The sequence below is a fragment of the Streptomyces sp. NPDC003393 genome, assembly GCF_053589015.1.
In genome coordinates this window covers 46,676-63,913 of the sequence record NZ_JBSFRB010000009.1, presented here as the reverse complement: position 1 = coordinate 63,913, position 17,238 = coordinate 46,676, and the positions used below count along the sequence as shown (strand labels likewise).

Annotated in this window: 18 protein-coding genes; 10 read left to right on the top strand and 8 right to left on the bottom strand. The window is 70.4% G+C overall.

Annotated features, from left to right (window positions below):
* Window positions 1–19 precede the first annotated feature (19 nt).
* The gene (locus ACWDUZ_RS12185; protein ID WP_451631728.1) at window positions 20–1,558 is read left to right on the top strand and encodes an MFS transporter; all 1,539 of its coding nucleotides are present in this window, start codon (window positions 20–22) and stop codon (window positions 1,556–1,558) included.
* A 101-nt stretch (window positions 1,559–1,659) separates the two neighbouring features.
* Here ACWDUZ_RS12185 and ACWDUZ_RS12180 read toward each other — a convergent pair whose 3' ends face one another.
* Window positions 1,660–1,977 carry a hypothetical protein gene (locus tag ACWDUZ_RS12180; RefSeq protein WP_451631727.1) on the bottom strand — a complete coding sequence of 106 codons (318 nt, stop codon included), beginning with the start codon at window positions 1,975–1,977 and terminating at the stop codon, window positions 1,660–1,662.
* A 269-nt stretch (window positions 1,978–2,246) separates the two neighbouring features.
* Between ACWDUZ_RS12180 and ACWDUZ_RS12175 the strand changes: the two genes are divergently transcribed.
* The 4 genes from ACWDUZ_RS12175 (at window position 2,247) to ACWDUZ_RS12160 (ending at window position 5,047) form a co-directional block, all read left to right on the top strand.
* A complete protein-coding gene (locus tag ACWDUZ_RS12175; RefSeq protein WP_451631726.1) occupies window positions 2,247–2,720 on the top strand; it encodes a carboxymuconolactone decarboxylase family protein in 474 nt (157 codons plus the stop codon).
* 266 nt (window positions 2,721–2,986) lie between these two features.
* On the top strand, window positions 2,987–3,406 hold the full coding sequence (locus ACWDUZ_RS12170) for an Hsp20/alpha crystallin family protein (RefSeq protein WP_451631725.1): 420 nt from the start codon (window positions 2,987–2,989) through the stop codon (window positions 3,404–3,406).
* 134 nt (window positions 3,407–3,540) lie between these two features.
* Complete coding sequence (locus ACWDUZ_RS12165) at window positions 3,541–4,017, top strand: DUF2267 domain-containing protein (protein WP_451631724.1); 477 nt, start codon at window positions 3,541–3,543, stop codon at window positions 4,015–4,017.
* 307 nt (window positions 4,018–4,324) lie between these two features.
* Complete coding sequence (locus ACWDUZ_RS12160) at window positions 4,325–5,047, top strand: hypothetical protein (protein WP_451631723.1); 723 nt, start codon at window positions 4,325–4,327, stop codon at window positions 5,045–5,047.
* Window positions 5,048–5,103: 56 nt separating this feature from the next.
* Here ACWDUZ_RS12160 and ACWDUZ_RS12155 read toward each other — a convergent pair whose 3' ends face one another.
* The 4 genes from ACWDUZ_RS12155 to ACWDUZ_RS12140 form a co-directional block, all read right to left on the bottom strand.
* Complete coding sequence (locus ACWDUZ_RS12155; RefSeq protein WP_451631722.1) at window positions 5,104–5,490, bottom strand: nuclear transport factor 2 family protein; 387 nt, start codon at window positions 5,488–5,490, stop codon at window positions 5,104–5,106.
* Between the two features lie 163 nt (window positions 5,491–5,653).
* On the bottom strand, window positions 5,654–8,803 hold the full coding sequence (locus ACWDUZ_RS12150; protein WP_451631837.1) for a DUF3427 domain-containing protein: 3,150 nt from the start codon (window positions 8,801–8,803) through the stop codon (window positions 5,654–5,656).
* An 81-nt stretch (window positions 8,804–8,884) separates the two neighbouring features.
* Window positions 8,885–9,355, bottom strand: coding sequence for an NUDIX domain-containing protein (locus tag ACWDUZ_RS12145; protein ID WP_451631721.1), 471 nt, complete (start codon window positions 9,353–9,355; stop codon window positions 8,885–8,887).
* A 3-nt stretch (window positions 9,356–9,358) separates the two neighbouring features.
* Window positions 9,359–10,099, bottom strand: a complete 741-nt coding sequence (locus ACWDUZ_RS12140; RefSeq protein WP_451631720.1) for an XRE family transcriptional regulator — start codon at window positions 10,097–10,099, stop codon at window positions 9,359–9,361.
* Between the two features lie 192 nt (window positions 10,100–10,291).
* Here ACWDUZ_RS12140 and ACWDUZ_RS12135 point away from each other — a divergent pair, with 192 nt between their 5' ends.
* Window positions 10,292–10,504 (top strand): hypothetical protein, encoded by a 213-nt coding sequence (locus tag ACWDUZ_RS12135; protein WP_451631719.1) that lies wholly within the window; start codon window positions 10,292–10,294, stop codon window positions 10,502–10,504.
* Between the two features lie 87 nt (window positions 10,505–10,591).
* Here the strand turns inward: ACWDUZ_RS12135 and ACWDUZ_RS12130 are convergent, their stop codons facing one another.
* Window positions 10,592–11,623: an SEC-C domain-containing protein gene (locus tag ACWDUZ_RS12130; RefSeq protein WP_451631718.1), complete on the bottom strand. Its 1,032-nt coding sequence runs from the start codon at window positions 11,621–11,623 to the stop codon at window positions 10,592–10,594.
* 246 nt (window positions 11,624–11,869) lie between these two features.
* Window positions 11,870–13,327, bottom strand: a complete 1,458-nt coding sequence (locus ACWDUZ_RS12125; protein ID WP_451631717.1) for an MFS transporter — start codon at window positions 13,325–13,327, stop codon at window positions 11,870–11,872.
* 139 nt (window positions 13,328–13,466) lie between these two features.
* Between ACWDUZ_RS12125 and ACWDUZ_RS12120 the strand changes: the two genes are divergently transcribed.
* The 4 genes from ACWDUZ_RS12120 to ACWDUZ_RS12105 all read left to right on the top strand — a co-directional run bounded on the left by ACWDUZ_RS12120 (window position 13,467) and on the right by ACWDUZ_RS12105 (window position 16,213).
* Window positions 13,467–13,994, top strand: a complete 528-nt coding sequence (locus tag ACWDUZ_RS12120) for a winged helix-turn-helix transcriptional regulator (RefSeq protein WP_451631716.1) — start codon at window positions 13,467–13,469, stop codon at window positions 13,992–13,994.
* A 73-nt stretch (window positions 13,995–14,067) separates the two neighbouring features.
* Window positions 14,068–14,373 (top strand): DUF6412 domain-containing protein, encoded by a 306-nt coding sequence (locus tag ACWDUZ_RS12115; RefSeq protein WP_451631715.1) that lies wholly within the window; start codon window positions 14,068–14,070, stop codon window positions 14,371–14,373.
* Between the two features lie 111 nt (window positions 14,374–14,484).
* On the top strand, window positions 14,485–15,198 hold the full coding sequence (locus ACWDUZ_RS12110; protein WP_451631836.1) for a YidC/Oxa1 family membrane protein insertase: 714 nt from the start codon (window positions 14,485–14,487) through the stop codon (window positions 15,196–15,198).
* 157 nt (window positions 15,199–15,355) lie between these two features.
* Complete coding sequence (locus ACWDUZ_RS12105; protein ID WP_451631714.1) at window positions 15,356–16,213, top strand: fumarylacetoacetate hydrolase family protein; 858 nt, start codon at window positions 15,356–15,358, stop codon at window positions 16,211–16,213.
* A 120-nt stretch (window positions 16,214–16,333) separates the two neighbouring features.
* Here ACWDUZ_RS12105 and ACWDUZ_RS12100 read toward each other — a convergent pair whose 3' ends face one another.
* Window positions 16,334–17,230, bottom strand: coding sequence for an LLM class F420-dependent oxidoreductase (locus tag ACWDUZ_RS12100; RefSeq protein WP_451631713.1), 897 nt, complete (start codon window positions 17,228–17,230; stop codon window positions 16,334–16,336).
* Window positions 17,231–17,238: the final 8 nt, after the last annotated feature.

Below are 17,238 nucleotides of genomic sequence, written 5' to 3'. Positions count from 1 at the left end.
CTCGACGAGGAGGGAGCCCATGGCCACCGCCGAAGCCGCCACCGGCCGTACCGTGACCACCAGCATTCCCGCCCGGCTCGACCGCCTCCCCTGGTCGCGCTGGCACTGGACGATCGTCGTCGGTCTCGGCACCGTGTGGATCCTCGACGGCCTGGAAGTCACCGTCGTGGGCAACATCGCCGGCCGGCTGTCGGAGCCCGGCAGCGGGCTGTCGATCACCTCGGGTCAGGTCACGGGTGTGGCGGCGGCCCTCTATGTGGCGGGCGCCTGCATCGGCGCCCTCTTCTGGGGCCGGCTGACCGACCGCTGGGGCCGCAAGAAGCTCTTCATGATCACCCTGGCGGTGTATCTCGCGGCGACGGCGCTGACCGCGATCTCCTTCCAGGCCTGGTGGTTCTTCCTCTTCCGCTTCTTGACGGGCTTCGGGATCGGCGGTGAGTACGCGGCGATCAACTCCGCGATCGACGAGCTGATCCCCGCGAACTACCGGGGACGCGTCGACCTGATCATCAACGGCAGCTTCTGGGTCGGCGCCGTGGCGGGTTCCCTGCTGTCGATCCTCGCGCTGAACACCGGCATCCTGGCCGCCGACGTCGGCTGGCGGATGACGTTCGCCCTGGGCGCCGTCCTCGCCCTGGTGATCCTCCTGGTCCGCCGCCATGTCCCCGAGAGCCCGCGCTGGCTGCTGATCCACGGCCGGGACCGCGAGGCCGAGGAGGTGGTGGCCGACATCGAGAGCCGCGTCGAGGCGGAGAGGGGTGAGTCGCTGCCCGAGCCGCACGGCGAGATCACCATCCACCAGCGCAAGAGCATCAGCTTCGTCGAGATCGCCCGCACCGTCTTCGCCGACTACCGCAGGCGGGCCGTCCTCGGCTTCTCGCTCTTCATCGGCCAGGCCTTCCTCTACAACGCGATCACCTTCGGCTTCGGCGCCATCCTGACCAAGTTCTTCGACGTCCCCGCCGACCACACCGGCTACTACTTCGCCGTCATCGCGGTCGGCAACTTCATGGGCCCGCTGCTGCTGGGCAAGCTCTTCGACGCGGTCGGCCGCCGGGTGATGATCTCCTCCACCTATCTGCTGTCCGGCGTGTTCCTCTTCGGCACGGCCTGGCTGTTCCACAGCGGCGTGCTGAGCGCCGTCACGCTGACGGTCTGCTGGTGCGTGGTGCTGTTCTTCGCCTCGGCCGGCGCCTCCAGCGCCTATCTGACCGTCTCCGAGATCTTCCCGATGGAGACCAGGGCGATGTCCATCGCTTTCTTCTACTCCATCGGCACCGCGGCCGGCGGCATCAGCGGACCGCTGCTCTTCGCCGACCTCACCGGCACCGGCAGGGTCGGCGACACGGTCCTCGCCTTCTCCATCGGCGCCGCGCTGATGTGCGCGGCCGGCCTGGTGGCCGCCTTCCTCGCGGTCGCCGCCGAACGCCGCTCCCTGGAGGACATCGCCAAGCCGCTGACGGCGGTGGCGCAGAAGGCGAAGGCGGCCACCAAGGGCGGGGGCCAACCGGGCAGCACGCCCCCGGACGTCACACCCCCGTCGTCGAGACCGGCCTGACCCGACGGCGGGCCTGGCCGGGCGGCGCACCTGACCTGTGACGGCGGCGGGCCTGATCGACGGCGGGCCACCTGACGCCGGGCCGGAACCGGAACCCGCGCCTACGGCTGGCGCCGGTCGGCGACGGCCCAGGAGGCGAGTGCGACCGCACCCGCGACGGTGAACACGGACGGCCAGGCGCCCATCTTCTTGGCCAGCGGGTGCGACCCGGCGAACGCGGCGACGTAGGCGGCGGTGAGCGCCCCGGCCGCCTTCCCGCCCGCCCGCTGCCGCCACTGCTGTGCGGCGGCCGCCCCGGCGACGGCCAGTACGGCCCCGCCCAGCTGCCGCTTCTTGGTCCACCGGGCCACGCCGTACCCGCCGACGAGCCCACCGGCGGCGACCACCGCCGGGGGTACCTTCGCCGCGACCTTCGCCATCACTGCCTCCCGAAAACATCGAACAGAAGTCGAGCAAACCGAGGCTAACCCGTACAACCGTGCGCCGATCGGCCGCCCCTCCGGACCGCGAGCCGCCCGCCCGCCGGATGAGACGCAGGTCACATCGATTGTCCGGGCGGAGCTGTCACACACCGGGACCGGCCTCCGTCGTACCTGTGCAACGCCGGAACGGCGACCAGTGAACGAACAACGAGCGACGAAGCACGAGCGACGAAGCAACGAACCGAACGCCGAGCAAGGAGCCCACGATGGAAGCCCGTATCAACCTCTTCGGAAACGACGTCGCGAACAAGTTCCTCCGCTACATCAACTCCGCGGGCAAGGTCCTGTCGGACTCGACGCTGCCGCACGCGACACAGGAGTTGGTGAAGATCCGCGCCAGCCAGATCAACGGCTGCGGCTTCTGCACCGACATGCACACCAAGGACGCCCTGCACGCCGGGGAGGACGCGCAGCGCCTTCTCCTGGTCGCGGCCTGGCGCGAGGCGACGGTCTTCACCGACGCCGAGCGCGCCGCCCTGGAACTGGTCGAGCAGGGCACCCGGATCGCGGACGCGGCCGGCGGCGTGAGCGACGAGGTCTGGGAGAACGCCGCCAAGCACTACGACGAGGACCAACTGGCCGCCTTGGTCTCCCTGATCGCCCTCATCAACGCCTACAACCGCGTGAACGTCATCGTCCAGCAGCCGGCGGGCGACTACCAGCCGGGCATGTTCGGCTGACACCAGGCCTGGACGCGACCGGGCCGTGGGCCGGCCGCGGCCGAACCTGGGCCTCGGTGCAGCCGGGCCCGGGCTCGGCCGCGGCCGGGTCCGGGTCTGAGGCCGGCCCCAGCGCGGGCCCCGGCGCCCGACCCCGCCTGATCCGCACCTCCGCGTGCGGCCACCGCGCGAACCTGAGTCCGGGCTTGTCAAGTTTTCGTCCTGCGAGCTATATAAGGGGACGTAGGGCATCGCACAACAGTGCCGCACGAGGGGAGTGACCCGTGATGCTCATGCGTTCCGACCCGTTCCGCGAGTTCGACCACCTCGCGCAGCAGGTCTTCGGCCCGGACCGTCCCGGCGGGATGGCCATGGAGGCCTACCGCTCCGCAGACGACTTCCTGGTCCATGTCGACCTCCCAGGAGTCGACCCGGAGACCATCGACATCGACGTCGAACGCAGCGTGCTCACCGTCCGCGCCGAGCGCAGGTCCCCCGCCCCGGAGGACGCCGAACTGATCGTCGCCGAACGTCCGACGGGCACGTTCACCCGCCGGCTGTTCCTGGCCGAGACCCTCGACACCGAACGCATCGACGCGTCGTACGAGGCAGGCGTCCTCACACTGCGCATCCCGGTGGCCGAAGAGGCCAAGCCGCGCAAGATCCAGATCACCGGAGGCGGCGGACGCAAGCAGCTGACCGGCTGAGCACCCGAGCCGGCGGCCGCGGCGAAAGCGGCTCGCAAGAGGCGTCCCGCGGACCTGGTGCCGCTGTGGCACCCCCGCGGGCGCCGCCGTGACGTGTCCCTGCCCGGACGGACCCATGCGGAGGAGACGACAGAATGATCGCGACGACGGCACCGGTCGAGACGGCGAGGCGCGGGGCGAACGCCGCGCGCGGTGACGAACCGGTGGAACAGCGCCGGTGGCGGGAGCTGACCGAGAAGGTGAGGGACGCCGGCCAGTACGCGACGAGAGCGGAGGCCGAACGGATCACCCGCATCGTCCTCTCGGCCCTGGGTGGCCATGTGACCGGCGAGGAGCGAGTGGACCTGGCCCAGACCCTCCCCCGGGAAGCGGCGCGGCTGATCGCCTCCCAGATCCCGGTCACCCGTCCCCTCACCGCACCGGAGTTCGTCGAGACGGCGGCGGCCCGCATCGAGGGCTCCACCCCGGCCACGGCCCGCTGGGACGTCAGCTCGGTCCTGAGCGTCCTGGCCGACATGCTGGACCCGAACCTGCTGAACCGCATCCTGGCCCAACTCCCGCCGGGCTACGCGCTGCTGTTCGGCAGGGCGGAACTGCCCGCGGTCCGGTAACACCCACGGGCACCCCCACGGACCTACGGTCACGCCCACGGAGCCTCCGGCCACCGCCAGAAGGCGCTGAACCACTGGCGGTGGCCACCGTGTTCGACCAGGTGAGGCAGGCGGCGGCGGTCAACTCCGGGAGTGTGGCGGTGTTGTGGAGGTGTACGAGGGAGGTGTGTCGCACGCCGGCACCGTGCAGCCAAGGCAGACGGCCGGCCGGTACGTTGCGCCCGTGTCACGAAAGAGATCGGATCTGGGCCCGCCGCACCGGACAGGCCAGGATCAAGGAGCGCCGAACGCCCTGGGGAGAGCATTGATGAACCGCACCGTCCTGACCGTCATAGCGGTGGGCTCCCTCGTCGCCGTCACCGGCTGCCGGTCCGGGTCCAGGGCCGCACACCCCCGAGCGCTCCCGGTAACGGCGGCCCCCTGTGCCTCCCACAGCGCGACTTCCCGCACGGCCGGCTCGTCCGCCACCCCCCGGCCCCTTCAGACGAAGATTGCGTGGCGGGCCGAGGAACTGGCCGACGGTTCCCTGCGCATGACCATCGGCGATGTCGGCGCCGCGCCGAAAGACCCCAAGGCGGTACGGACCACCGACTACCGTGCGCCTGGCAGCCAGTTCGAATGCGACAACGTCCGGATCATCAAGGTGCACGGCTGGTGGTGCACCACCAGCGTCTCGCGGATCGGCCAGGACGGTGAGATCGTCCTGGGCGGAGCCGAGCCGCGCGCCCGGATCCACTCCGCCGGCTTCCGCACCCGCTGCTCCGAACGTCCGGCACGCATGCGACAGCGCTACGAGATCCAGCGGGACAGCTGGTCAGGCTGGCGCGGCTACAGCAAGCCCGGCCACACCGCCTGGACGCGTCAGCAGCATCAGGACCACGGGCTGGTCTCGGTGCCCTGCCCGGACGGACGGGTCGGCACGTACAACTACCGACTCGCGGTGACGGTCGAGGTCGCGGGCATCGAGGCGGACGACTCCACGGCAGCCAGCGCCGTCATCCGCACCGACTGCGGCACAGGCGTCAGCTGAGTTCGAACGCGCGCGCACCCCGGAATTCCGGAACGATCACTCTCCGAGACTCGCGATCACACGCTGCCGAACGGGACGGGCGTGGCCTGGTGGTAGTACATCCGCCAGGTCGCGTCTGCACCCTGCTTGCGCCAGAGCGAACTGCGCCGTACCCGGTTTCCGTCCAGTACGGTCTCGTAGGTCACGTGCACCAGCCCGGGAGCCAGCAGGACACCGGTGAATCCTGAAGGCTCGTACCGTGGACCGCTTTCCACCGCACCGTCCATCTCGGGCATCGCGGCGAGCATCTCGTCATACGTCCACCGCCGTCCCGAAGCGCCGACCTCCACGAACTCAGGGTCCAGGAGTCGCCGGGCAAGCGAGCGCGACGCGCGCACCTCGGGGTCCATGAGGCGCAGTTCGCCCGCGATCGCTGCCCGTACCGCATCCGTCTCATCACTCATGCGGGCATCTTCACTCAGGTGGCCAAGTCGGTCGCAACCGGGTTACCGGGCGGTGCATGGCTCGGCTTCGGTCCGAGCCTTGGCGGCGTAGGGCTCCTGCAAGGCTTGGGGTCCGTCGATGGGCGAGCGGGCACCATCGGTGGACCCGCTCGGATCGCCCTGGCTAACTCGCCGTGATGGCCGAGTACGTCCACACGTCTGCCGGGAGTGCGTGTTTCAGGCGCCACTTGATGGCCATGGGCTTGCTGCCGGTGTGGTCCTCATAGGTTGCAGGGCCCAGGAGCATCCAAGGCTGGGACTTGCCTATGTCGGAGTTCTTGTAGCGGCGCAGGAACAGCAGTACATGGCTGCCGCGCTGCTTGTGATGCCGATAGCGCAGCCCGGTGGGTGAGTCGGCGGCCGTCGCGTTCTGGGATTCCCAGTGGAAGAGGGTCGGGCTGAGTGCGTAATCCTTGTAGCGGACCGTGGGGGAGAAGTCCTTCTCGTTCTTCTCCGAGGTGATGAACAGGGCATCCGTCTGGAACTCCTCGGTCCACTGGACACCTTGCGACCAGGACCGAGGCATCTGGCCGCCGAAGCGGGCCACACCGAGGGCCGCAAGGATTTCGGAGCGGTTGTAGGAGCTGTGTACCTTCAGCGGTGCCTGGCTGAGGCGTCCGGTCAGCGGGATGGGGAAGTGGTCCGCCTGATCGATGACGTACGACAGAACCTGCCTGAGTTCGTCGCGGAACGTCTGCTGGCGGCGCAGCGACTCGAGGCCTTCCTGAAAGCCCTTGAAGCCACCCGCGTTGTCCCAGAGGTTGAAGAACAGCATGCGGGCGTACGACTGGTGTGTGGCGTCGAGGTCCTCGTATCTCGGAGCGTCGTCCTCGAGGAGGTGCAGGTAGGCCTGAGCGCGTTCCGGATCGTCCACGTGGAGGAACGCGTGGACGCGCTTGAGCAGGGAGTCCTCACCCTGGGGTGCGGTTTCATCGAGCATGCCGGCGCGCCGCAGGACCGTCGTCCATGAGTTGCCGTTCTTGTACAGCTCCTTGATCTCCCGGCGGCTTTCCCGGAGGTAGTCGGCTAGACGCGGAGTGCTGAAGGCCCTGGCCTCCTTCGCCAGTGTCTTCACGGTGGCGCCCAGTTGGGTTCGGATGTTGTCGAGGACCAGTTCCTTCGACTTGCCTTCCAGGATGATCTGGCAGCCGGACGGCAACTGCGGGAAGTCGTGCTCGATGTGGTCGACGAGGCGGTTGCGGGACAGGTTCGTCAGTGCGCGGAACTGCTCCTCGAAGCGGAACTCCGCCCGGTGCTGGCCGATGAAGTCGAGCACGGTGAGGACCGGTTTGGTCGCGGTTCGGCGCAGACCGCGTCCCAGTTGCTGGAGGAAGATCGTGGCGCTGTTGGTGGGGCGGAGAAGGAGCAGTGTGTCGACGTCGGGGATGTCGAGGCCCTCGTTGAACAGGTCGACGGAGAAGATCACCTGAAGCTGGCCGTCGCGGAGGTCGCGTAGTGCCTGGGCGCGCACGTCATCGGGTGAGTCGCTGTCGAGCGCCATCGCCTTGAAGTTGGCCTGGCGAAAGAAGTCCGCCATGAAGCGGGCGTGTGCCTTGCTCACGCAGAAACCGAGTGCCCGCATGGCGCCAGGGTTGGACACCTTGTCCCGGATCTGCTTCAGCACGATCCGGCCACGAGCCGTGTTGCCCGTGTACAGGTTGTCGAGGCCCTGATCAGCGTATGTGCCCCGCTGCCAGCCCAGGTTTCTCAGGTCCGTGCCGTCCGGGATGCCGAAGTAGTGGAAGGGGCAGAGCAGGTCGTTCTCCAGGGCTTCCCACAGCCGCATCTCGGCGGCGATGCGCCCCTCGAAGAACTCGTCCTGGACGTTGAGCCCGTCCATTCGCTCCGGAGTCGCGGTCAGGCCCAGCAGCTCCTTGGGTTCGAAGTGGTCGATCACCCGGCGATACGTCGCTGCCGTGGCGTGGTGGAACTCGTCGATGACGATGATGTCGAAGTGATCGGGAGCCAACTGCTCAAGGCGCCGGAGGTTGAGCGACTGGACGCTGGCGAAGACGTGACTCCACTCGCGGGGATCCTCGCCCTCGTGCAGCAGCTCACCGAAGGAAGCGTCGACCAGCACTTCCTGGTATGTGCGCAGCGACTGGTTGAGGATCTCCTTGCGATGGGCCACGAACAGCAGACGCGGGCGCCCGTTCGCCGACCGCTCGCACTGGTTGCGATAGTCGAGGGCGGCCATGACCGTCTTGCCTGTACCGGTGGCCGCGACCAGTAGGTTGCGGTGGCGTCCGCGGATCTCCCGTTCGACCCTGAGCCGCTCCAGCATGTCCTGCTGGTGGGGGAACGGCCGCACTGCGAGACCTGAGAGGTTGATTCTCAGATCGGTGCCCTGTGTGCGGCCGCCGGCCTGGGCCAGGGCTTCGTCGAGACGCTCGCTGTGCAGGTCGGGGTCGTATGTCTCGAAGGCGGTGTCGTTCCAGTACGCGTCGAACGTCGCCTCGAACTTGTCCAGTACCGCGGGCGTGGCGACGGACGACAGCCGTACGTTCCACTCCAGGCCGTCGAGCAGTGCGGCTCGGGACAGGTTGGAGCTGCCGACGTAGGCGGTGTCGAAGCCGGTGTCACGCCCGAAAAGCCATGCCTTGGCGTGCAGGCGCGTGGATCTCGTCTCGTAGTTGACCTTCACCGTGGCACCGAAGTTCCGGACCAGACGGTCGAGGGCGTGACGGTCGGTGGCACCCATGTACGTGGTCGTGATGACCCGGATCTTCACGTTCCGTTCCTTGGCGGCGCGCAGCGCGTCCTCCAGGACCCGGATCCCGTACCACTTCACGAAGGCGCAGATCAGGTCGATGCGGTCAGCGGTCGCGAGCTCGGCCCGCAGCTCGGCGCCCAGGCTGAGGTCTTCCGGCGAGTTGGTGAGGAGAGATGTCTCGGACAGCGGGGTGAGCGGGCGGACGGCGTAGGCCCCCGGTGCCTCCTGCTGGGCCAGCGCCAGCAGTTGCCGCGGGCCTTCCACGAGTGTGCTTATGGGCTCGGGGTCGCTCTGAGCGAGGGTGTCCGCCGCCAGTGACCTAAGGAGCCGGTTGGCGAAGGGCACATGCTTGTCCGGCGGGAGCTGGTTGAGCCTGTGGGTGATCACTTCGCTGATGTGACGCGCCAGCACATGGGGGGAGGACTCTTCGCTGACCGGTGCGTCGATGGCCTTCCACCCCATGGCCTCGAGCTGCCCCAGCTCATCGTGTACCCGCTGGGTGATCAGCTTCTCGTACACCCCGGCAATGGGCTTGCCCTGCTCCCGTGCCTGCGCCACCACGACCCCCTCGACCGCACGCCAATGTGCACTGTGCATCTGTTGTAACAGGGCGCACTGACAACGGAGGGTCGTGCCCACCCTTTACCCCAGGTAAGGCTCGCGACGGCGCTCGAGGAAGTGCCGGATGCGCAGCCGCTGTGTGTGATGCATGGGCAGCGTCCCCAACTCGTCCGGGGCGATGAACCGCAGCTCCATCGACTCGTCGGAGAGCGCCAGTTCCCCACCCGTGATGCGGGCGGTGAAGCACACGTTGAACTGGCGCCGAACCTCGCCGTCCGTGTAGGCGATCACATGCCGTGGATCGGTGTAGGTGCCCACAAGGCCCGTGATCTCGACGTCCAGGCCGGTCTCCTCCTTCACCTCGCGCACGGCCGTGCCCGGCAGCGAGTCGTCCATCTCCATGCCGCCACCCGGCAGCGCCCACAGCCCGTTGTCCCGGCGGCGTTGGAGCAGGATGCGCCCCGCCTCGTCGGTGACCACCGCCGAAGCGGCGACTACCAGGCTGTTCGGCTTGGGGGCGTTGGGATCGTCGTAGTACTCCGTACGCGCCATCGGCTATCCCTCCACCGGCCGGGCCGTGTCCCACACCGCGTCGAAGCTCGCGGCGTACGTGTCGAACATGCCCCCCTCGGTGCTGCGCCGCAGATGCCATACGGGAGCCGCGTACGCGTTGACGCCCCACACGTGGGTGTTGACGAGCATCTGGTCATCGGCACGGTACAGGGAGTTGTACAGCGTTGCGCCGTGGGTGCGTAGCTCGATGCCGGCTGTGCCGGCCAGCGGTTGGTAGTGCATCAGGGCAAGGCGGCAGCGGGAGTCGATGCCGTGGCCGTAGCGCTCCTCCCGTCCGCGCTGCCGGACGTTGGGACTGTCGGCGTCGCCGACCGCGATCCGCACGGTGCAGCCCTCGGCCGCCCGTTCGGTCAGCAGCGTGTTCAGCTTCGGATAGGCCTCGTGGAGGAAGACGGCAGCGTAGACAAGAACGTCGATGCGCTGGCGAGCCTGCTCGAAGAGGTCGATGAACACGGAGACGGGCAGGTCGGCGCGTTGCGTGTACAGCGCTTCGAGGTCGGGGCTGACACCGCGGGCTTTGCGAGGTTGCCGGATGGCGGGCCACAGGGCGTGCACGTCTTCTCCCAGGATTTCCGCGGCGCGTAAGGCGGTAGTCCGCCGCGGTACTCGGTTCAGATTGACCCATCGCTCGACGGACTTGGGATCCACCTCGGTCTTCGCCGCAAGGGCTTCATAGGTCCAGCCTCCCGCTGCCATGACAGCCCTCAGCCTCTCGTTCGGCATGCAGTCTCCCTCAGGGATCGAGACGTTCCTAGGGACGTTCTACTGCGTTCAGGACGTCCTGAAGTGCCCGTTGGGGGTGGTTCCTCCGTCCGAGGGAGCCAGGCAACGATTCCGGCGGTAACGACAGTTGACCCCGGCGGCCGCGCGAACGGCCCCGGGGCATGGCCAACGCTGCTGAGGAGCGCCGACAGCATGCAAACTACCGTTCCCGAGCCGGACCGCACGCCCCGTGCCAAGATGACCATCAGGGTCTACTCGGTCAACCGTGCGGGCACCGTGAGCGAGCCGCGCGCCACCGTGATCGTGCCCTACGACGACTTGCCGGAGCCCTCACTGCTGACGCTGGCGCCGTTCGCGCCGTGCCGCTGCCCGCGATGCAGGGAAGTAGGGGCCGAAGACGAGTAATTGGTCTGCGCGCCGGAACCGGACCCGTTCACAGAAGCGCGGCCACATCCAGCGCCAACCCCACGGCCAAAGTAACTGTCCTTCGGCTCAGCTTGTTGGTGTGCCGTGGCACGTCTCGTACGGTCCTTCCGAGCCGCACCAGCACGGAGTGCCCTGCTGCGGCGGCCACGCCACCGCCCGCCCGCGGGCCGCCAGCGTCGTCGCGTACTGCGGAAGCAGGGTCGGGTCCGACGGGGACGAGCCCTCCGAGGCGGCGAAGGCCTCGTAGGAGGGGAGGGTGCCGGAGACGATGCCGAGGTTCTGGGTGCCGGAGGCGGCCAGTTCTCGCAGGGACGCCTCTATGGTCGCCAGGTGGGTCTCGTGGGAGGGGTACTCCGTGGTGAGGTCCGGGTAGGCCGTGAGCAGTTCTTGCAGCTCCTGGGTCGGCCAGTGGAGGACCGCGACCGGGAAGGGGCGGGAGAGGGCCTCACGGTAGGTGCCGAGTTCGGCGCGCAGGCGGACCAGTTCGGCCCGGAGTTCCGCCGGGTTGTCGGAGCCGAGGGACCAGACGCGTTTGGGGTCGTGGAGTTCGTCCAGGGAGACCGGGGCGGTGTTCAGGGTGTCGGCCAGGGTGTCCCAGTCGTCGTGGGCCGCGCCCAGCATGCGGCGGACCCGGTGGCGGCCGAAGAGGAGGGGGTGCGTGGCGTACGGGGGTTCCGGGACGTCCCTGAGGATCAGGTCCACCGCCTCCGTGAACGTCTTGTGCGCCGACTCCAGTTCGTCGTGGGACTCCAGGGACTCCGCGATGATCACCCAGGGGGCCGGGTTGCGGGGGGCCGCCGTGCGGATGCCCTCGATGATCGCCCTCGCCTCCGCCTCGTGGTCGTACTCCCACAGGTTGGAGGCCTTCAGGGCGCGGACCAGGTGGGGGTTCTCCAGGCCGTCGCCGGAGGAGAGCAGACGGTCGTACAGGGCCGTCGCGGCGGGGCGGTCGCCGGACAGTTCCAGGTGCGCGGCGGCCCGGAGCAGCAGGGCCTCGGCGTCCTCGGGGTACAGGCCGGCGGTCCGCTCCAGGCGGGCCGCTTCGGCGGCGTGGTCGACGGTGTCGGCGTTGTCGGCGGGCGGCGTGTCGGGGCGCATGGGGGACACCGTACTGCCGGGCGGTGACGAACGTGAGGTATCTGCTGGCCAGGGTGCCCGGTGGTGGTCCGTCGGACGCGCGGGCGGGTCCGCGTCCTCGGCCGGTTCATCGGCCCGCCGCGACCGCCCCAGGTACGCCCGCCCCCGCTGCGCCCCCGCGCCCGCCCCGCAGCGCCCCCGCGCGACCGCCTCGGCGCGCCCGCCCCCACGCGGCCCCCCCCGACCGCCTCCGCCCGGCCGCCGCCCTCAGCGTCCTCCCCGCGCCGCCGCCACTGTCAGCGTGCCGGCCGCGGCCAGGCCCGCCGACACCAGCAACGCCACGTTCGCGCCGCGCGCCGGGCTCGCCGCCGACGTGGCGATCGCGATCGTCAGGGCGACGCCCGCGCAGGAGCCGATGTAGCGGAAGGTCTGCTGGGCGCCCGAGCCCATGGCCGCCCGCTGCGCCGGTACGGATTCGACGGCGACCAGCGGCAGGGCCGCGTTCAGCAGTCCGCTGCCCACGCCGCCCACCAGCAGTCCGGGGAGCAGGCGTACCCAGGAACCGGAGCCGATCGCGCCGAGCATCGTCAGGACGGCGACCGCGTGCAGGACGAAACCGAGGGCCAGTTGGCGGCGGGGGGAGAGCCGGCCCGCCAGGTGCCGTGCCAGGAGCGCGACGGCGAAACTCAGGCCCGACCAGAGCAGGAACAGCCAGGCCGTGGCGAGAGGGGACAGGTGGAGGTTCTGCTGCAGCAGGGCGGGCAGGAAGCTGAACAGGCCGATCACCGCGAGGCCCGTGAACAGGCCGCCCGCCGAGGACGCCAGGAAGGGCGGGTGGCGCAGCAGGGACAGGTCGATCATGGGGCCGGCCGTACGGCGCTCCACCGCCACGAAGACCCCGACCAGCAGCACCGCCGCCGCGAGCAGGACGCCCACCGAGGGGCGGAGCCAGCCGTCCCGGCCCAGGGTCAGGGCCGCCACCAGGGCGATGAGGGCCAGTCCGAAGGCCAGGGCGCCGGGAACGTCCGGGCGGCCGGGCCTCGGGGCGCGCGACTCGGACAGGGCGCGCGCGCCGAGCGCCGTGACCACCAGGGCCGCCGCGCCCAGGACGCCGTATCCGATGCGCCAGTTCGGCAGGGCGCCCGAGACCAGGGGGCCGACCGCGATGCCACCGCTCACGAACGCGCCCCAGACGCCGGTCGCGTGGAGCCGGCCGCGCGCGGTCGGGAAGGCGTGGACGATGAGACCCAGGCTGCTGGCCAGGAGCGCCGCGCTCGCCGCGCCCTGGGCGATGCGGGCCGACGTGAACTGCCAGGTGGAGGTCGAGAAGGCGCCGAGGACCGTGGTCAGGCCCAGGGCGAGCGTGCCGGCGAGGAAGACGCGGCGGCGGCCGTGGTCGTCGGCCAGGCTGCCGGCCACCAGGAGCAGCGCGGCCAGGCCCAGCGGGGTGCCGTTGAGCAGCCAGGCCTGGGCCGAGAGGGGGGTGTGCAGGGCGGCCGCGGTCTCGGGGAGCGTGACCATCGGCGCCGTGTACGTCATCAGGGCCACGGCGGTGGCGGCGCTGGTCACCGCGAGGGTGGCCCGGGGGCGTGGCGGCGAGTCCCGGAGTCCTTCCCGTGGACGGGCCGTGCCGCCTTCGGATGCGGCCGAAGCCGAGGTCGGGGGCGCGGGTTCGGCCGCGGCCGCGGTGGCGTCTGCCGTGGTGGGGGAGTCGAGGCCGGTCATGGCCTTGTCCTTCCGGGGGGCGGGGGGGTGCACGGGTTTTCGTGTCGGTTCAATGATTGAACTCGGGAGCTGTCGCCACCGTAGCAGCCTAGGTTCGTTCATTGAACCAAGGTGTCGGAAAGTGGCTACAGTGGGCCTCATGGCACTGGGCAAGGACTACGCGACGCAGGAGTGCTCGATCGCCCGCGCGCTGGAGATCGTCGGGGAGCGCTGGACGCTGCTCGTCGTCCGCGACGCGCTCTACGGCGTACGGCGCTACAACGACTTCCTGGTCCACCTCGGTGTCCCCCGCGCCGTTCTCGCCGCCCGGCTCCAGACGCTGACCTCCGAGGGCATCCTCGAGAAACGGCGGTACCAGCAGTCGCCGCCCCGGGAGGAGTACGTCGTCACCGAACGCGGGATCGCCCTGTGGCCCGCCCTGCGGGCGCTCGGCCTGTGGGGGCGCGAGCACTTCGGCGAGGAGCAACTGCGCGTCTTCCGGCACGCCGACTGCGGCACGGAGCTCGGGCCGTACGGCGAATGCCCCGCCTGCGGAACCGGGGTGCCCGTCCCGGACGTGCTCATGGAGCCGGGGCCCGGACTCGATCCCCACCCGGCGGACCCGGTCAGCCGGGCGCTGCTGCGGCCGAAGAGGCTGTTGCAGCCGCTCCAGACCGATCCTGTATGACGAAGTCGTCTGTACGATCGAGGCGACAGCCGGCTCCATGGACAGCCGGGACGAAAGGAAGGGGGAGTCGACCGTGATCCGTCACCGGGTCGGTGCGCGACTCGCTCCCGTGCTGCTGTCCCTGCTGGTCCTGGCCCTCCAGCTGTCGCTGCTCGACACCGGCAGTCTCTCCGTCACCGTCGCGGCCGGGGCGGCGCTCGTCGCCTGCGCCCTGCTCGCGGCGCGCTCCGTGCCGGTCATGCCGCTCACCCGGGTGCGAACAGCCATCCGCGACCGAGCACGCCGTACGGCCTTCCTGCCGCAGCGCGATCCCGACGCCGCGGGCCGGCGACGGCCTCGAGCGCCCGGACACGCCCTCCCGACGACCGCCGTCGCGTAGGGCGCACTTCCCGTTTCCTCCTCGGCCCTGCGCGGGTCCGGTCGTCATGCCGCCATGTCTTCGACCCCGGCACGACGTATGACCCCGGAGGGCTCATCCATGTCCGCACTGCTGTCCGTTTTCGCGACTCTGGTCGAGCGGCTCGCCGACCTGCTCCAGCCGCTGTTCCACGCCTCCGCGGCCGCCGCCGCGATCGTCCTGTTCACCGCGCTCGTACGCCTCCTCGTCCTCCCCCTCTCACGCGCCGCCGCACGCGGGCAGCGCGCCCGGGCCGCGCTCCAGCCGAGGGTCGCCGAGTTGCGGAAGAAGTACCGCAAGGATCCCGAGAGGATGCAGAAGGCGGTGCTCGAACTGCACGCCGAGGAGAAGGTGTCACCGCTGTCGGGATGCCTGCCCAACCTGCTCCAGCTGCCCGCCTTCTTCCTGCTGTACCGCCTCTTCTCCAGCTCGACGATCGGCGGCGAGGACAACGGGCTGCTCGGCCACCGGCTGCTGGCCGCCCCGCTCGGCGGCCGGTGGGCGGACGTCCTGGCGGACGGCCAGGTCTTCGGGGTGTCCGGGTTCGTGTACGTCGCGCTGTTCGCGGTCGTGGCCGCCGCCGCGACCCTCAACTTCGTGCGCGCGAAGCGGAGCGCGGCCGAGAGCGGTGCGGTCGCGCTCGGCGGCGGCGAGCAGACGCCCGGGCTCGGCGCGGTGAGCAAGGCCATGCCGCTCATGTCCTACGTCACGCTCGTCACCGTGGCGGTGGTGCCGCTGGCCGCCGCGCTGTACGTGGTGACCAGCACGGCGTGGAGCGCGGTCGAACGGGCGGTGCTCTACCGGTGACCCCGCGCGTGGACCTGCCCACGGTCCAGTACGTGAACGGGGTATTGCGGACTGGACCTCGACCTTGGAGGATCGACCGGTCCTCCGACGGCCGCGTCCGCCGCACCCAGGTCGCGTCGCTCGGCCGGGCTGCCCGCGATCGAGGGAGATGGGGAACATGAAGCTGCTGCGAGTCGGTACGGCGGGGGCGGAGCGGCCCGCGCTGCTGGACGCCGAGGGCACCCTGCGTGACCTGTCGGGAGTCGTCCCGGAGATCGACGGCGCGCTGCTCGCCGACGACGCGGCGCTCGGCCGGGTCCGGGCCGCCGCCGACGCCGGCGAACTGCCCGCGCTCGACGCGACCGGGCTGCGGATCGGGCCGCCGCTCGCCCGCATCGGCAAGGTCGTGTGCATCGGGCTGAACTACCACGACCACGCCCGTGAGACCGGGTCCGAGCCGCCCGCCGAGCCGGTGATCTTCTTCAAGGCGGCCGACACGGTGGTCGGGCCGAACGACACCGTGCTCGTACCGCGCGGCTCCACCAAGACCGACTGGGAGGTGGAGCTGGCGGTCGTCGTCGGCCGTACGGCCCGCTACCTGGAGTCCGACGAGGAGGCGCTCGCGCATGTCGCCGGGTACGCCGTGTCGCACGACGTGTCCGAACGCGAGTTCCAGATGGACCGGGGCGGCACCTGGGACAAGGGCAAGAACTGCGAGACGTTCAACCCGCTCGGGCCGTGGCTGGTGACCGCCGACGAGGTGCCCGACCCGCAGAACCTCTCCCTCAGACTGTGGGTCAACGGGGAGCTGAAGCAGGACGGCACGACCGCCGAGCAGATCTTCCCGGTCGCGGAAGTCGTGCGCTACGTCAGCCACTTCATGACGCTCTACCCCGGCGACGTCATCAACACCGGCACCCCGGCCGGCGTGGCCCTCGGGCGGCCCGACCCGAAGCCGTTCCTGCGCTCCGGCGACGTGGTCGAGCTGGAGGTCGAGGGCCTGGGGCGCCAGCGTCAGGAACTCAAGGACGCGTAGGCAGTCCCCGGAGGACCGGGGAACGGGGGGCTGCGGTGTTCCCGTGTCGGCCGCGCCGCTGGGACGGGTCACGCCCCCACGGCGGAGCCGCATGGCGGCGCCGCCGCGCCCCCGCTTCGGTCAGCCGAGGAGATCTGCCAGCCTGCGCCACTGCTCCCGCGGGAGTGCGTCGCGGTCGCCCGTGCCGGTGACGATCTGGAGGGCCACGTGGTCCGCGCCCGCCGCCCGGAACTCCTCCACGCGGGCCCGGATCCGGCTCTCGTCGCCCCAGGCGAACACCGCGTCGACCAGGCGGTCGCTGCCGCCGTGCCGCACATCCTCCTCGGTGAAGCCCAGGCGCAGGAAGTTGTCCGTGTAGTTCGGCAGTTGCAGGTACATCGCGAGGTAGCCGCGGGCCGTCTCGCGGGCGCGGTCCGGGTCCTCGTCCAGGACGACCTTGAACTCCGGTGCCAGCAGCGGCTCCTCGCCCAGGGTGTCCCGGGCTCGCGCGGTGTGCTCAGGGGTGACCAGGTACGGGACCGCGCCCGCCGCCCGGTCCCGGGCCAGCCGCAGCATGCGGGGGCCGAGCGCGGCCAGCACCCGGCGTGCGGCGGGCACCCCCGCGGCGTCCAGGCCGTCCAGATAGGCGACCATCGCCGAGTACGGGCGCCGGTACTGCTCCGCGAGCTTGGCGTGGCTCACCCCCAGGCCCAGGACGAACCGGCCCGGGTGGGAGGCCTCCAGCTCGGTGAGGCCGGCCGCGCACGCCTCGGCGTCGTACTCCCAGATGCTCTGGATGCTGGTGCCGACGACGAGCTTCGAGGTCGCTTCCAGCAGCGGGGCGGCGTTGTGGGGCGCGCTGCTGCCGCCGAGCCATGCGGCGCCGTAGCCGAGCTCCTCCAGTTCGGCCGCGGCCTCGGCGATCTCGCCGCGCCGGGTCGGGTCCTCCGAACGGAGGCCGATGCTCCAGACGCCGTACCGGCCGACCTTCTCCTTCAGCGCGGCCGTTTCCTTCGGCGTGGCTGCCGTGTCGCTCATCGATTCCG